This is a genomic window from Enterobacter sp. MGH 24, from assembly GCF_000493015.1.
GTDB lineage: Bacteria > Pseudomonadota > Gammaproteobacteria > Enterobacterales > Enterobacteriaceae > Enterobacter.
Genome location: NZ_KI535657.1, coordinates 3,306,812 through 3,322,029, shown reverse-complemented (window position 1 = coordinate 3,322,029; position 15,218 = coordinate 3,306,812). Strand labels below are relative to the sequence as shown.

15 protein-coding genes are annotated in these 15,218 nt (G+C 60.8%); 8 read left to right on the top strand and 7 right to left on the bottom strand.

All coding sequences use genetic code 11. The features are described 5' to 3' along the window. Positions 1 to 5: 5 nt before the first annotated feature. The 4 genes from astB to L370_RS06335 are packed head-to-tail and all read right to left on the bottom strand — an operon-like array spanning position 6 to position 5,053. Positions 6 to 1,331: an N-succinylarginine dihydrolase gene (gene astB, locus L370_RS06320; RefSeq protein ID WP_023335353.1), complete on the bottom strand. Its 1,326-nt coding sequence runs from the start codon at positions 1,329 to 1,331 to the stop codon at positions 6 to 8. Then, positions 1,318 to 2,805: a succinylglutamate-semialdehyde dehydrogenase gene (gene astD / locus L370_RS06325; RefSeq protein WP_023335352.1), complete on the bottom strand. Its 1,488-nt coding sequence runs from the start codon at positions 2,803 to 2,805 to the stop codon at positions 1,318 to 1,320. Before astD ends, astB begins: the two co-directional genes overlap by 14 nt. Further along, positions 2,802 to 3,836 carry an arginine N-succinyltransferase gene (gene astA, locus L370_RS06330; RefSeq protein WP_023335351.1) on the bottom strand — a complete coding sequence of 345 codons (1,035 nt, stop codon included), beginning with the start codon at positions 3,834 to 3,836 and terminating at the stop codon, positions 2,802 to 2,804. The genes astD and astA overlap by 4 nt, the downstream gene beginning before the upstream one ends. Then, positions 3,833 to 5,053, bottom strand: coding sequence for a succinylornithine/acetylornithine transaminase (locus tag L370_RS06335; protein ID WP_023335350.1), 1,221 nt, complete (start codon positions 5,051 to 5,053; stop codon positions 3,833 to 3,835). The genes astA and L370_RS06335 overlap by 4 nt, the downstream gene beginning before the upstream one ends. 433 nt (positions 5,054 to 5,486) lie before the next feature. Here L370_RS06335 and xthA point away from each other — a divergent pair, with 433 nt between their 5' ends. The 6 genes from xthA (at position 5,487) to L370_RS06365 (ending at position 11,662) form a co-directional block, all read left to right on the top strand. Continuing rightward, positions 5,487 to 6,293: an exodeoxyribonuclease III gene (gene xthA, locus L370_RS06340; protein WP_023335349.1), complete on the top strand. Its 807-nt coding sequence runs from the start codon at positions 5,487 to 5,489 to the stop codon at positions 6,291 to 6,293. Positions 6,294 to 6,299: 6 nt separating this feature from the next. Beyond that, complete coding sequence (locus L370_RS06345) at positions 6,300 to 6,983, top strand: TVP38/TMEM64 family protein (RefSeq protein ID WP_032666595.1); 684 nt, start codon at positions 6,300 to 6,302, stop codon at positions 6,981 to 6,983. Between the two features lie 15 nt (positions 6,984 to 6,998). Beyond that, a complete protein-coding gene (locus L370_RS06350; protein WP_369796164.1) occupies positions 6,999 to 8,159 on the top strand; it encodes an ABC transporter substrate-binding protein in 1,161 nt (386 codons plus the stop codon). Then, on the top strand, positions 8,132 to 9,661 hold the full coding sequence (locus L370_RS06355; RefSeq protein ID WP_023335346.1) for an ABC transporter permease family protein: 1,530 nt from the start codon (positions 8,132 to 8,134) through the stop codon (positions 9,659 to 9,661). The genes L370_RS06350 and L370_RS06355 overlap by 28 nt, the downstream gene beginning before the upstream one ends. Then, the gene (locus L370_RS06360; protein WP_023335345.1) at positions 9,661 to 10,281 is read left to right on the top strand and encodes an ATP-binding cassette domain-containing protein; all 621 of its coding nucleotides are present in this window, start codon (positions 9,661 to 9,663) and stop codon (positions 10,279 to 10,281) included. The genes L370_RS06355 and L370_RS06360 overlap by 1 nt, the downstream gene beginning before the upstream one ends. A 73-nt stretch (positions 10,282 to 10,354) precedes the next feature. Further along, entirely contained in the window at positions 10,355 to 11,662 is a 1,308-nt protein-coding gene (locus L370_RS06365) for a sulfurtransferase (protein WP_023335344.1), read from the top strand. Here the strand turns inward: L370_RS06365 and L370_RS06370 are convergent. After that, positions 11,659 to 12,276 (bottom strand): CDP-alcohol phosphatidyltransferase family protein, encoded by a 618-nt coding sequence (locus tag L370_RS06370; RefSeq protein WP_023335343.1) that lies wholly within the window; start codon positions 12,274 to 12,276, stop codon positions 11,659 to 11,661. The genes L370_RS06365 and L370_RS06370 overlap by 4 nt on opposite strands. Further along, positions 12,269 to 12,838, bottom strand: coding sequence for a carboxymuconolactone decarboxylase family protein (locus L370_RS06375; RefSeq protein WP_023335342.1), 570 nt, complete (start codon positions 12,836 to 12,838; stop codon positions 12,269 to 12,271). The genes L370_RS06370 and L370_RS06375 overlap by 8 nt, the downstream gene beginning before the upstream one ends. Before the next feature lie 75 nt (positions 12,839 to 12,913). Between L370_RS06375 and L370_RS06380 the strand changes: the two genes are divergently transcribed. Beyond that, a complete protein-coding gene (locus tag L370_RS06380) occupies positions 12,914 to 13,330 on the top strand; it encodes a pyrimidine (deoxy)nucleoside triphosphate diphosphatase (protein WP_023335341.1) in 417 nt (138 codons plus the stop codon). On the opposite strand, the gene L370_RS06385 is transcribed toward L370_RS06380, so the two are convergent. After that, positions 13,290 to 13,568 carry a DUF1496 domain-containing protein gene (locus L370_RS06385; protein WP_023335340.1) on the bottom strand — a complete coding sequence of 93 codons (279 nt, stop codon included), beginning with the start codon at positions 13,566 to 13,568 and terminating at the stop codon, positions 13,290 to 13,292. The two genes, L370_RS06380 and L370_RS06385, sit on opposite strands and share 41 nt — an antisense overlap. A 228-nt stretch (positions 13,569 to 13,796) precedes the next feature. Here L370_RS06385 and gdhA point away from each other — a divergent pair, with 228 nt between their 5' ends. Then, a complete protein-coding gene (gdhA, locus tag L370_RS06390; protein ID WP_023335339.1) occupies positions 13,797 to 15,140 on the top strand; it encodes an NADP-specific glutamate dehydrogenase in 1,344 nt (447 codons plus the stop codon). Positions 15,141 to 15,218 lie beyond the last annotated feature (78 nt).

Below are 15,218 nucleotides of genomic sequence, written 5' to 3'. Positions count from 1 at the left end.
CTCCTTTAGCGCTGGAACGGGTAAACCGATCCCAGCTGCAGGATTGTCGATAACGCGTCCAGCGCCTCGCGCCCTTCACGCAGAAGCTGCGGGTCAACCAGATCCGCCTGCGTTAGCCGATCGCGATAGTAGCGATCGACCCAGTCATTCAGCCGCGTAAAGAGCGTATCGTTCATCATTACCGCCGGGTTCACCGCCTGCATTTCGTCCTGGGTCAAGACCACGCGCAGACGTAAACAGGCTGGCCCGCCGCCGTTGGCCATGCTTTCGCGAAGATCAAACACGCGCAGCTCGTCAATCGGGTTATCGGCCTTAACCAGCTCCGTCAGGTAGCGCCACACGCCTTGATGATCCCGGGACTCCTGCGGCAGGACCAGCATCATGCTGCCATCGTCACGGCTGAGCAGCTGGCTATTGAACAGATACGTTTCTACCGCGTCCTGCACGCTCACCGCCTCCGTGGGCACCTGAATTGGCGTAAAGCCGCGCACGCGCTCATGCAGCGTGGCGAGCAGCTTCTCCTGATGGGCAAACGCCTGCTCGTGGCAGAACAGCACCTGACGGTTAGAGACGGCAATCACGTCGTTATGGAACACGCCCTGGTCAATCACATGCGGGTTTTGCTGGGCAAACACCACCTGGGAAGGATTAACCTGGTTCAGGCGAGCAACCGCCTGGCTGGCCGCCAGCGTCTGGCGGGCAGGATAACGGGTTGGCGCGGCGTGGCCCCCCTCTTCTCGCCCGTAGATAAACAGCTGCAGGCCCGGGTCGCCATAGTCGCCCCCCAGGCGGTTATGGTTGGCCGCGCCTTCATCGCCAAACATCGCCACCTGCGGCAGAGCCTGATGCACCTCAAAATGGGCGTCATGGTTGAAAATGGCGCGCAGCACGCGCTCGGTGGTTTCCGCTTCGGTGGCGCGGTGGAATTTATTGTTCAGGTTCGCCACCGTCAGATGGACTTTGCCATCCAGCGTGTCGGCTGACGGCGCGACGGTCGCGGCGTTTGCCACCCACATTGAGGAGGCAGAGCTTGCAGCGGAGAGCAGGTGCGGCGTCTGCGTGCCCGCTTTTTCAACCACCAGCTCATCGCTGCCGGTGAAGCCGAGCTGGCGTAACACCGCCACGTTCGGGCGTTCCTGCGGCGGGATCACCGCCTGCGGGAAACCGGCATCCGCCAGCGCCTTCATTTTTAGCAGCCCCTGCTTCGCCGCCAGCTTCGGGTTCGAGACCTGAAAACGGTGCTTCGTCGAGGCTTCATTACCAAAAGAGAGACCGGCATAGTGGTGCGTCAGCCCCACCAGCCCGTCAAAGTTAACTTCACGCGCTTTCATGACGATCCCCTCCGGTAAAGTCCAGCCCCGGATTAAGCGTCTCCGGCAGCGTCAGCGCCGGGGTTTCCAGGCTCGCCATCGGCCACGCGCAGTAGTCCGCGGCATACCACGCGCTGGCGCGATGGTTCCCCGACGCGCCCACGCCGCCGAACGGCGCGGTGCTCGCAGCCCCGGTCAGCGGTTTATTCCAGTTCACAATCCCGGCGCGCGCTTCCAGCAGCAGCCGATCAAACTTCTCGCGATGCGGTGAAATCAGCCCGCTCGACAGGCCGTAGCGGGTGTTATTCGCCATTGCAATGGCCGCATCGAAATCGTCGTAACGCCAGACGCACAGCAGCGGGCCAAAGACCTCTTCATCCGGCACGTTATTCGCGCCGCTCATCTCAATAATGCCCGGCGTCAGCAGCGAGGTACCCGGCTGAACCTGCTTCGGCTCCAGCAGGGTTTTCGCGCCGCGCGCGACGTGATCCTGCCAGGCCTTCAGCACGTTAAGCGCGGCCTGCTCGGAAATCAGCCCGCCGATGAACGGCTGCGGGTCGGCATCCCACGCGGCAGGCACCAGACGCGCGCTCACTTCGACCAGACGCTTCAGGAAGGCATCCCCCTGTGCGCCGCGCTTGACCAGCAAGCGGCGGGAGCAGGTACAGCGCTGTCCGGCGGTAATAAAGGCGGACTGAATCGTCAGGTGCACCGCGGCGTCGATATCGTCAGGGTCTTCCACAATCAGCGGGTTGTTGCCGCCCATTTCCAGCGCCAGAATTTTCTCCGGCTGCCCTGCCAGCTGGCGGTGCAGCTGATAGCCCGTCCCGGCGCTGCCGGTGAACAGCAGGCCGTCGATATCGCTCAGCGCGCTCAGCGCCTGGCCGGTTTCCCGCCCGCCCTGCACCAGGTTCAGCACGCCCGGCGGCAGGCCGGCCTGCTCCCACAGCTTAACCACCGCCTCACCGGTTAATGGCGTCAGCTCGCTCGGTTTGAAGATGACGGTATTGCCCGCCAGCAGCGCAGGCACAATGTGGCCATTCGGCAGGTGTCCCGGGAAGTTATACGGGCCAAATACCGCCAGCACGCCGTGCGGACGGTGGCGCAGCGTGGCCGCGCCGTCCGGCATCTCGGTATGCTGTTTGCCGGTGCGGGTGTGGTACGCCTTGACCGAAATGGCGATTTTGTTGATCATCGCCGTCACTTCGGTTGTCGCTTCCCAGCGCGGTTTACTGGTTTCAGACGCGATGATGCGCGTCAGTTCGGCCTTGTTTGCCTCCAGCAGCCCGGCAAACTTTTCAACAATTTCCTGGCGCACGGCGAAAGGCTGTTTTGCCCACGCCGGAAACGCGCGGCGAGCGGCCAGACAGGCTTGTTCCACCTGCATGGCGCTGGCGTCATGCCCCTTCCAGAGCACCTCTTTTCCAACCGGATTGGTTTTTACGCGCTCTTCGCCTTCGCCCGTGACCCAGTCACCGTTAATCCATAATGTCATGCTGTTTTCTCCTCAGGGCAGAGACGCACCAGGCGAACCGTATCGCCGGCGTTACATTTCAGGGCATCCAGTTCTGCAGCCGTCAGCACCAGACGTTCACATTTCGGGTTGGTACGCACCAGCATGGCGCGGAAGTTGGCGTAATTTTCGTTCGACACCAGACAGGCCGGCCAGTCGCCCGGCGCGGGCTGACCTTCAGCAACCTCAACCAGCCGGCTTTTACGGATTGCGCGTACGCGGTCGATATCGCATTCAAGCGTTGGGCCGCCGTCAAAGATGTCGACATAGTTCCGGTAGCGGAACCCCTCTTTCTCCAGCACCGCGCGGGCGGGCGCGGTCTGCGGGTGCACTTCGCCAATCACCGCCTGCGCTTCCGGGCTGAGGAAATGGGTGTAGATAGGATGCTTCGGCATCAGTTCGGCGATAAAGGCTTTTTGGCCGGTGCCGCAGAGATAGTCCGCCCGGCTGAACTCCATCGAGAAGAAGCGCTCGCCCAGGCTCTCCCAGAACGGCGAGTAGCCGGTGTCGTCGATTACGCCGCGCATCTCGGCGACCACTTTTTCGTTAAAGCGATCGCGGAAGGCGGCCATAAACATAAAGCGCGATTTGGAGAGCAGATAGCCGTTGCCCTCCTTGCGCCACGCCGGGTCGAGGAACAGCGTGCAGAGCTCGCTGGCGCCCGTGTGGTCATTGCAGAGAAACAGCGTGGGCAGCGCGTTGTAGACGTTCAGCTCTTTCGAGGCGTGAACCATGGTGCCGACGCGGTAGTTATACCACGGGTCGTTAAGCCCGACGGCCACTTCAATGGCGCAGATCCCGGCCACGGTCCCCGTGTCGGTGTCTTCCAGCACGAACACGTACCCCTGTTCGCTTTTTGGCAACGTCCCCTGCCAGGTTTGCAGGGCGCGCTCAATGCGCGCCGACAGCGTTTTTTCATCGGCAGGAAGCGAGGTCAGCCCGCCTCCCGTCTTACCGGCAAGCTGCATGAGCCCGGCGAGATCGCCGCGCTCAACGGGACGGATGACCATCATGATGACACCCCGGATTTCACTTTTTCACACGCCAGTGCAAAACGGTCCAGACCGGTTTGCACCTCTTCCTCGCTGACGATCAGCGCCGGCGCAAAACGCACCACGTTGGCACCGGCAATCAGCACCATCACGCCCACCTTTGCCGCTTCCTGTGAAATAAGTTTAGCTTTTCCGGCAAACTCAGCGGTGAGCTCGCAGCCGATTAACAGCCCCAGACCGCGAATTTCTTTAAACAGCCCGGTTTTGCCGTTGATGGCATTCAGGCGCTCGACAAACCAGTCGTGACGCTGCTTAACGCCTTTCAGCACCTCAGGCGTGTTAATGATGTCCAGAACCTGCCCGGCGACGGCGGTGGCCAACGGGTTGCCGCCGTAGGTGGTGCCATGGGTACCCACGGTCATTACGCTGGCGAATTTATCGGTGGTCAGCGTCGCCCCAATCGGGAAGCCGCCGCCCAGCGCTTTGGCGGTCGACAGCACGTCCGGCGTCACGCCGTAGTGCATATAGGCATACAACTCGCCGGTGCGGCCCACGCCGGTCTGCACTTCGTCGAAAATCAGGACCGCGTTGTGGCGATCGCACAGCTCGCGCAGCCCCTGCAGGAAGGCTTTTTGCGCCGGAAGCACGCCGCCCTCACCCTGCATCGGCTCGACGATCACCGCGCAGGTGGTGTCGTTAATCAGCTCGCTGGCGGACTGCAGATCGTTATAGATGCCGTGGCGAATATCCGGCGGCAGCGGGGCGAAATCCTGCGAGTAGGAAGGCTGGCCGCCCGCGCTGACGGTAAAGAGCGTGCGCCCGTGGAAGGCATTTTTAAACGCCACGATGCCGCTCTTGTGGGTACCAAATTTATCGTGCGCATATTTGCGCGCCAGCTTCATCGCCGCTTCGTTGGCTTCCGCCCCCGAGTTACAGAAAAAGACTTTTTCGGCGAACGTCGCGTCGATCAGTTTTTTGGCCAGGCGCAGCGCGGGCTCGTTGGTAAAGCCGTTACCGGTATGCCAGAACTTCGACGCCTGGTCATTCAGCGCCTGACGCAGCGCAGGGTGCGCATGACCCAGCGCGTTGACCGCAATCCCACCTGCAAAGTCGATATACTCTTTACCCTGCTGATCCCACAGGCGCGAGCCTTCCCCACGAACCGGAATAAAAGCCGCCGGAGCGTAAACCGGCATCATCCATTCATCGAAATTTTCACGCGTAATTGACAGAGACATAGCGACCTCATCCGGTAAATAAAAAGTTATTTGAATGTTAAATAATTGAGTGTTTGCACTGTGAATGTAGATTGCAGCCTTCGTGCCAGCCAGCGATAAAAATGCATAAACGGGTTGGGGTAACAGAATATCAACAAGTTACGATATGGAGTTATTCACTGTTAGTGCATAATAAGTGAATATTTTTACGACAAGCGGCGCTTTGCCGCATGAAAATCAGAAAGAGTATGCACAGGCCAAATATAATTCTGGAATTGTGATCGCTCGCGAAATTTATCGGTCATTTACGCCCTGTTTGAGGGCGAGGCGCGTCAGAATGGTGCAAATATTGCACCACCGGCATTATCTGTCGCAGTTATTGGCCGAACCCGGTAACAGTTGACGCAAATTCTGCTACCATCCATGCACTATTCACCTTGCACTGGCAGCGACTATGAAATTTGTCTCTTTTAATATCAACGGCCTGCGCGCCCGCCCCCATCAGCTTGAAGCCATTGTTGAGCAACATCAGCCAGATGTGATCGGCCTGCAGGAGACCAAGGTTCACGACGACATGTTCCCCCTCGAAGAGGTGGCGAAGCTCGGCTACAACGTCTTCTATCATGGGCAGAAAGGCCATTACGGCGTTGCGCTGTTGACCAAAGAGACGCCGGTTTCCGTGCGCCGCGGGTTTCCCGGCGATGACGAAGAAGCACAGCGCCGTATCATCATGGCGGAACTGCCTTCCCCACTGGGGAACATCACCGTGATTAATGGTTACTTTCCCCAGGGCGAAAGCCGCGACCATCCGACCAAATTCCCGGCTAAAGCCAGGTTTTATCAGGATCTGCAGGACTATCTGACCACCGAACTGAACAAAGACAATCCGGTGCTGATCATGGGTGATGTGAACATCAGCCCGACCGATCTGGATATCGGTATTGGCGAAGAGAACCGCAAACGCTGGCTGCGTACCGGCAAATGCTCCTTCCTGCCGGAAGAGCGCGAGTGGATGCAGCGCCTGCTGGACTGGGGCCTGGTGGATACCTTCCGTACCGCCAACCCGGACACGCAGGACCGCTTCTCGTGGTTTGACTATCGCTCAAAAGGCTTTGACGACAACCGTGGCCTGCGCATCGACCTGCTGCTGGCCAGTTCGCCGCTGGCAGAGCGCTGCATCGAAACCGGGATCGACTACGAGATCCGCAGCATGGAAAAACCGTCTGACCACGCGCCGGTGTGGGCTAAATTCAAGCTGTAATGACGCGTGAATATTCGAAAAATACTCTTCATGTGCGCCCTTCTGGGCGCATTTATTCTGACGTTTGTCATGCTTCCCCCAGGCACCCTCTCCCTGGAAGGGATTAAAACCCACCAGCAGGCATTACTCTCCCATGTTGACCACGCGCCGCTGCGAAGCGCGCTGATCTTTTTCGCGCTCTACGTGGCGGTCTCCGCCCTGTCGATCCCCGGCGCGGCGATCCTCACCCTGTTGGGCGGGGCGTTATTTCCCCTGTGGGAAGGCACCGTGCTGGTCTCGTTTGCCTCCACGCTCGGGGCGACGCTTGCGATGCTCGCCAGCCGTTATCTGCTACGCGACGGGGTCCAGCGGCGGTTTGCTCAGCAGATGAAAACGGTGAACGCCGGCATGGCGCAAGACGGCGCGGGCTATCTTTTTGCCCTGCGCCTGATGCCGCTGTTCCCGTTTTTCCTGGTGAATTTGCTGATGGGGCTGACCCGCATTAGAGTCTGCCGCTACTGGTGGGTCAGCCAGGTCGCCATGCTGCCCGCGACGGTGGTCTTTCTGAACGCTGGGCGCGAGCTGGGGAAAGTGGCGTCCCTGCGCGATATTTTGTCGCCGGGCATGCTATTCGCCTTTACACTACTGGGGTTATTGCCGCTGGCCACGCGCCGGCTGTTTTCCCGTTATCTCCCGTCTGTTAAAAAGTGAGGCATTATGCGCCGTGTGCGTTTTTGCGCGTTCCTGACCGGTCTGCTGCTGACAGCCCCCCTCTGTGCCGCCGAAAGCTGGCACGCTATCCAACAGCAGGCCAAAGGCCAGACCGTCTGGTTTAACGCCTGGGGCGGCGATCCGGCGGTCAACCGCTACCTTGAGTGGGTCAGCGGTGAGATGCAAACGCACTACGCCATTACCCTAAAAATCGTCCCGCTGGCGGACGCCGCCGATGCGGTAAAACGTATTCAGACCGAAGCTGCCGCTGGGCGTAAGACCAAGGGCTCGGTTGACCTGCTGTGGGTCAACGGCGAAAACTTCCGCACGTTAAAAGAGGCGAACCTACTGCAAACCGGATGGGCGAAGACGTTGCCAAACTGGCGCTATGTCGATACCCGTAAACCCGTCACGGAAGATTTTGCTATTCCCACAGACGGGGCGGAATCGCCGTGGGGCGGCGCGCAGCTGACCTTTATCGCCCGCAAAGCCAGCATGCCGACGCCGCCGGTGGATCCACAGGCGCTGCTGGCGTACGCGCAGCAGCACCCGGGTAAGGTGAGCTATCCTCGCCCGCCCGATTTTACCGGCACGGCATTTCTTGAGCAGCTGCTGCTGACGCTTACGGCGCATCCAGAGGCGTTACAAAAAGCGCCAGATGCAACGTTTGCTCAGGTTACGGCGCCGCTCTGGGCCTACCTCGACAAGCTGCACCCGCTGCTGTGGCGCGAAGGAAAAGACTTTCCCCCTTCCCCTGCGCGGATGGATGCCCTGCTTGCCGGCGGCAGTCTGAACCTGTCGCTGACCTTTAACCCGGCCCATGCGCAGCAGAAAGTGGCGAGCGGCGAACTGCCTGCCGACAGCTATAGCTTTGGTTTCCATAGCGGGATGCTCGGCAACGTCCATTTTGTGGCGATTCCTGCCAATGCCAGCGCGAGCGCCGGTGCAAAAGTGGTCGCTAATTTCCTGCTGTCACCGCAGGCGCAAATCCGCAAGGCCGACCCGGCCGTCTGGGGAGACCCAAGCGTGCTGGATGCGAAAGCTCTGCCCGAAGGTGACGCGAAACAGCTGCTGGCCCATACGCCTCAGGGGCTGCCGCAGGTGCTTGCAGAGCCGCAGTCCGCCTGGGTGAACGCGCTGGAGCAGGAATGGCTGCGTCGTTACGGCACCCGCTGAGCGGGCTAGTCTGGCTGGTGATGGCGGTGATTTATCTGCCGCTCCTGCCCGCCGGCGTCATGCTGTTCGCACCGGCGTTTTCTGTGACAAACTGGCAGCTTCTGCTGGACGATCCGCAGCTCCCACAGGCGACCGTCGCCACGCTGGTCTCAACGCTCATCGCCACGCTGGGGGCGTTGCTGATTGCCCTTTTCCTCGTCTGTCTTCTGTGGCCCGGTCAACGCTGGCGACGCCTCTCTACCCGCCTGCCGTGGCTATTGGCGATCCCCCATGTGGCGTTTGCCACCAGCGCGTTACTGCTGTTTGCCGAGGGCGGTCTGCTTTATCAGCTCTGCACCGTCTGTTCGCCGCCGTTTGACCGCTACGGCGTCGGGCTGGGCCTGACGCTCGCGGTCAAAGAGAGCGCGTTCGTGCTGTGGGCCATTTACGCCGTACTGCCGGAAAATCGGCTCGCGCAGCAGAAGATCGTCCTGCAAACCTTTGGCTACGGGCGTTATCAGACGCTCAGCTGGCTGATCCTCCCGGCGATCGCCCCTGTCCTCGGCGCGGTGATGCTGGCCGTGCTGGCGTGGTCACTCTCGGTCGTGGATGTGGCGATCGTTCTCGGGCCCGGCAACCCGCCCACCCTGGCCGTGCTGGCCTGGCAGTGGCTAAGCCAGGGCGACGCGCAGCAGCAGGCAAAAGGAATGCTGCTGTGCCAGCTTCTCCTTATGATGCTGGCCGCGCTTGCCGCCCTCGGTTACGGCCTCTGGAAGGCATGGCGTCGCACGATCCCGAATCTCGCGGGGACGCGCCGAAGGTCTCAGCGCGTCCTGCTTGAGCGGACACTCAGCGGGTTACTGCCCGCGTGCGGCATCCTGTGCACCGCGGTACTGCTGATGCTGGCGCGAGGGGGCGACGTGGGTCCCGTGGGTACCAGCCTCTCCTTCGGCCTGCTGTCGAGCCTGATCGCCCTCATCGTCATTTTTCTCTGGCTGGAATGGGGACCGCAGCGCGGCGCAGTGTGGGTGTGGCTGCCGCTCGCCCTTCCGGCGCTGCCGCTCGTCACCGGGCAATACTTTATTGCTTTGCGTCTGGGGCTCGACGGGCACTATGCCGCCGTGCTCTGGAGCCATCTGCTGTGGGTGTTACCGTGGATGCTGCTGGTTCTGCAGCCCGCCTGGCGGCGGATCGATCCCCGGCTTATCCTTACCGCCAGAACGCTCGGCTGGCGACGGGCGAAAATATTCTTACTGCTGAAATGCCCCCTGCTGGTGCGTCCTGCGCTGCTGGCCTTTGCCACCGGCTTTTCCGTTAGCATGGCGCAATACATGCCGACGCTCTGGCTTGGCGCGGGGCGTTTCGCCACGCTGACCACCGAAACCGTCGCACTCAGCAGCGGGGGCAGCATCCCCGTTCTCGCTAGCCGGGCGCTGGGATTACTGCTGGTTACGGGGACGGTGTTCGGTATTGCCGCCCTGTTATCCCGGCTCGCAGGCCGCTACCGTCAAGGATTACGTTAATGCTGCAGGTAAAAGATCTCACCATCGAACCGCTTTTCCGCGAGGTCAGTTTTTGCGTTCCTCGCGGGGAGATCGTTACCCTGATGGGGCCGTCCGGCAGCGGCAAATCGACCCTTTTTGCGTGGATGGTCGGCGCGCTGTCAGACGATTTTCGGGCGCAAGGCGAACTGTGGCTCGACGCGCGTCGCTGCGATAGCCTTCCCGTTGAAGCCCGCGGGCTGGGCATCCTCTTTCAGGACGCGCTGCTGTTTGAACAGTTCAGCGTCGGGCAAAATTTGCTGCTGGCCTTGCCTGAGCGGATCGCAGGGCGCGCGCGTCGGGACGCGGTCGAGCAGGCGCTGGATTCCGCCGGGCTGAGCGGTCATTACGCCAGCGATCCGACCACCCTCTCCGGCGGGGAGCGTGCCCGGGTCAGCCTGCTGCGGGCCCTGCTCGCTGAGCCGCAGGCGCTGCTGCTGGATGAACCGTTCAGCCGCCTCGATAAAACGCTGCGCACGACGTTTCGGGAATGGGTATTTGACGCCGTCCGCGCGCGCAATATCCCGGTGGTGCTGGTCACCCATGACGAAGATGATATTCCGCCCGGCGGCGAGCTGATTGAGATTTCTCGCTGGCAATAATGTGCTAACGCAATGTTTTCCGTTTCCGGAGAGACGACAATGCCCCCCTCTTTTACTGACGTCAGGTTATTCGATGAAACGTGTTTCTCAACTGACCGCGCTGGCCCTGCTCTGCGGCCTCGCTTCCTTTTCCTCTCTGGCGGCTGATATGCCCAACGCGATGACGCTGTCTCAGCTTCAGGCGCAGCACGGCACGCCTGTCGACACCCGCCCCAGCGCGTTTTACAACGGCTGGCCGCAGACGCTCAGCGGCCCCTCCGGGCATGAACCCGCCGCACTCAACCTGGCTGCCGCCTGGCTGGGCGCAATGAGCGACGAGCAGATTGCACTTTGGGCAAAACAGCATCAGCTTACGCCCGCGACGGCTATCGCCCTGTACGGCGACGAGAGCGATAACCTGGCGGTGAAATCCCGCCTGGAAAAAGCCGGATACCGCCACGTCTCGCTGCTCAGCGACGCCCTGCAGACGCCCGACCGTCTTCAGCGGCTGCCTCACTTTGAACAGCTGGTTTACCCGCAGTGGATCCACCGCCTCCAGCAGGGTAAACCCGTGACCGCCGCGCCGTCGGGCGACTGGAAAGTGATTGAGGCCGCCTGGGGCGCACCGAAGTTTTACCTGCTGAACCACATTCCCGGCGCGGGCTACATTGACACCAACGAGGTGGAAAGCGAGCCGCTGTGGAATAAAGTCTCCGACGACAAGCTGAAAGCGATGCTGGCGAAGCACGGGATCCGCCACGATACCACCGTCATTTTGTATGGCCGTGACGTCTACGCCGCCGCGCGCGTGGCGCAGATTATGCTGTATGCGGGCGTGAAGGATGTGCGCATTCTCGACGGCGGCTGGAAAGCGTGGTCAGATGCAGATCTGCCGGTTGAACGCGGCACGCCCGGCAACGTGACGCCAGCCCCCGATTTCGGCGCGCCGATCCCCGGCCAGCCGCAGCTGATGGTCGATATGGAGCAGGCGCGCGGGATGCTGCACCGTCAGGATGCCTCCCTGGTCAGCATTCGTTCCTGGCCGGAGTTCATCGGCGAAACCAGCGGCTACAGCTACATCAAGCCAAAAGGTGAAATAGCCGGTGCCCGCTGGGGTCATGCGGGCAGCGACGCGACCCATATGGAAGACTTCCATAACCCGGATGGCACCATGCGCAGCGCGGACGATATCACCGCCCAGTGGAAGCGCTGGAATATTCTGCCCGAACAACACGTCGCGTTTTACTGCGGCACCGGGTGGCGGGCGTCAGAAACCTTTATGTACGCCCGGGCGATGGGCTGGAAGAATGTCGCCGTCTATGACGGCGGCTGGTACGAATGGAGCAGCCACCCGCAGAACCCGATCATCTCCGGCGCGCGCGGGCCAGAAAGTGCGCTCTAACGATTGAGTGACTTCAGCGTCACATAGCCGCTCCAGACGCGCGTTGTGGTGGTCAGCCAGCACAGCGCGCCGAATACCCACGCGAATAGCGCAAAGTGTGCCGGGAAGAGGCAGCACAGCACGAACAGCGCGATGGTCTCCGTCCCTTCCGTTAACCCACCGATGTAATAAAACGACTTGTGCGCATAGCCGGGGTTGTCGATGTCGTGCTTCGCCGCCAGCGCCGCAAACGCCAGAAAGCTGCTGCCGGTCCCGATAAACGCAAACAGCAGCCAGGCGGCGGCCAGCGCATTCTCAGCGGGTGCTGCCAGCGCAAAGCCAAACGGCACCAGGGCGTAGAACAGAAAATCGAGCGCGATATCGAGAAATCCCCCCGCATCGGTCAGCCCTCTCCGGCGCGCCAGGGCGCCGTCCAGACCATCCAGCAGGCGGTTAAGCACGATGGCGACCAGCGCCGCCGGATACCAGCCGAGGGCCAGAAACGGCAGCGCCAGCACGCCGACGGCAAACCCGGTCAGGGTGACTCCGTCGGGCGTGATGCCCGGCTTATCCAGCATAGAAACCAGACGATTCAGCGCGGGCTTTACCCGCGGGTGAAGGTAACGGTCAAGCATGGGGCGTCTCGTTAAACGTGGCGCACAGCCCCTGCGCGGGAATATCCAGCGCGGCGTTAAAGCGGGCGGAGAGGTTCTGAAAGGCAATGAGCGCCGTCATTTCGGTGATAGCCTCGTCCGTAAAGTGGCGCTTCAGCGCCGTTCTGATGGCCTCATCCGCCCGGGGCGGCGTGGCGGTTACCGCTTCGGCGTAGGCCAGCGCCGCGCGCTCTTGCTCGGTGAACAAGGCGGATTCCTGCCAGTCGCCCACGGCCTGCACCTTATCCAGCGCACCGCAGCGCTCGGCCAGCCGCAGGCTGTTGGCATCAATACAGAAAGCGCAGTGACAGAGCTGGGACACCCGCGTCATGAGCAGCGAACGCAGCGCGGGCGTCAGGCGCGCGCGACGGCGTTCCAGAAAGCCGACAAACAGCGCCACCAGCCAGAACAGACGCGGCATTCGCCCCCACCAGCGGGTGGGATTCAGCACCGCGCCAAAATGCTTTTTCTGCATGGCGGCTATCGGTTTTAGGCTGGCGGGAAGGGATTCGAGGGGGGCAACCCAGGCGGTGGACTCTTTCACCTGATTCTCCTGTTTACTGGACTCTGAGAAAGGGCACGATAATATGTCTTTTTTCGCTATCAATTATTGACGACCATGCTGAAAACACTCGATGTCGTTGCCGCCATCATCGAAAAAGACGGCAATATTTTACTGGCGCAGCGCCCTGCCCATGCCGACCAGCCGGGAATGTGGGAATTTGCAGGCGGTAAAGTCGAGGCCGGAGAAACCCAGCCAGAAGCGCTTATCCGCGAGCTGCGTGAAGAGTTGGGCATTGACGCCCTGCCGGGGCAATACGTGGCAAGCCACCAGCGGGAAGTCTCCCAGCGGTTGATTAACCTGCATGCCTGGCACGTTCCTGCTTTTCGCGGCGAGCTCACGGCGCACTACCACAGCGCGCTCGCGTGGTGTACGCCGGAAGAGGCATTTTGCTACGCCCTGGCGCCCGCGGATATTCCGCTGCTGGAAGCCTTTATTGTTTTACGCGACGCCAGACCAGCGGGTTCGTGCTGATGGCGCGCTCGTCGCGCTGGCACTGCAGCAAAATGCCGTCCGCTTTCACAACGGCCCCTTCCGAGTAGTTTTGATTCTGATAGATACAGCACTGATTGCAGGGCTGCACCGTTTGATTCTGGCCGCTGGAGCTAAACACTTCCGGCGGCACATTCACCTCCACGTCCGGGAGAATGGGGTTGGCCTGCACGCCTGCGGCAAAGATCGCACACAGCGCGGTGAGTAGATAACGTTTCATAGACACATCTTCCTGTAGTTCCTTGATAATGACTATAACGGTAAACCAGAGCGGAACCTTTAATTTATCTCTTCATCGCTTTTGGTTATGACGCCCGCGCTCTCATTAATTTCCCTTTCGGCATACATTTCTGCTTGCCTCACAAAGCGGTGCGGGTGGTATAGTCAAAAAAACAACACAAATCGCATAAGTAATACACATAAAATACGATAAGAGGTTCTTATATCTATGGATCAGACACGCTCTCTGGAAAGTTTCCTTGCCCATGTTCAGCAGCGCGACCCGCACCAAAGCGAGTTCGCGCAGGCCGTACGAGAAGTTATGACCACCCTGTGGCCTTTCCTTGAACAAAACCCGCGTTATCGCCAGATGTCGCTGCTTGAACGCCTTGTCGAGCCGGAGCGCGTGATCCAGTTCCGCGTGACCTGGGTTGACGATCGCAATCAGGTACAGGTTAACCGCGCGTGGCGCGTACAGTTTAACTCGGCCATTGGCCCGTTTAAGGGCGGCATGCGCTTCCACCCGTCCGTAAACCTGTCGATTCTGAAATTCCTCGGCTTCGAGCAGACCTTTAAAAATGCCCTCACCACGCTCCCGATGGGCGGCGGAAAAGGCGGCAGCGATTTCGACCCGAAAGGCAAAAGCGAAGGTGAAGTGATGCGCTTCTGCCAGGCGCTAATGACCGAACTGTATCGTCATCTTGGTCCTGACACCGACGTGCCTGCCGGTGATATCGGCGTGGGCGGACGCGAAGTGGGCTTTATGGCCGGGATGATGAAAAAGCTCTCCAACAACAGCGCCTGCGTCTTTACCGGCAAGGGGCTGTCGTTTGGCGGGAGCCTGATCCGCCCGGAAGCAACCGGCTACGGTCTGGTTTACTTCACCGAGGCCATGCTCAAGCGTCACGGTCTGGGCTTCGAAGGTATGCGCGTCGCGGTGTCCGGCTCCGGTAACGTGGCGCAGTACGCGATTGAGAAAGCGATGCAGTTTGGCGCTCGCGTGGTGACCGCCTCTGACTCCAGCGGCACGGTGGTGGATGAAGCGGGCTTCACGGCAGAGAAACTGGCGCGCCTGTGTGAAATCAAAGCCAGCCGCGACGGTCGCGTGGCGGATTATGCCCGGGAGTTTGGCCTGACCTACCTGGAAGGTAAACAGCCGTGGGGCGTGCCGGTGGATATCGCCCTGCCGTGCGCCACGCAGAACGAGCTGGATGTTGAAGCCGCGCGTACACTGATTAGCAACGGCGTAAAAGCGGTGGCCGAAGGGGCGAATATGCCGACCACCATCGACGCGACGGACCTGTTCCTGGAAGCGGGCGTGCTGTTTGCGCCGGGCAAGGCCGCGAACGCGGGCGGCGTGGCGACCTCCGGCCTCGAGATGGCGCAAAACGCCGCGCGTCTCGGCTGGAAGGCGGAGAAAGTGGATGCGCGCCTGCACCATATCATGCTGGATATTCACCATGCCTGCGTGGAGTACGGCGGCGAGGCATCGCAAACCAACTACGTGCGCGGGGCCAATATCGCCGGGTTCGTGAAGGTGGCGGATGCGATGATTGGGCAGGGTGTGATTTAAGGTTTCGCTGCATTCTCGCCCTTGTAGGCCCGGTAAGCGTTAGCGCCACCGGGCTTTTCTCAGGCCGCAGAGTTGTCT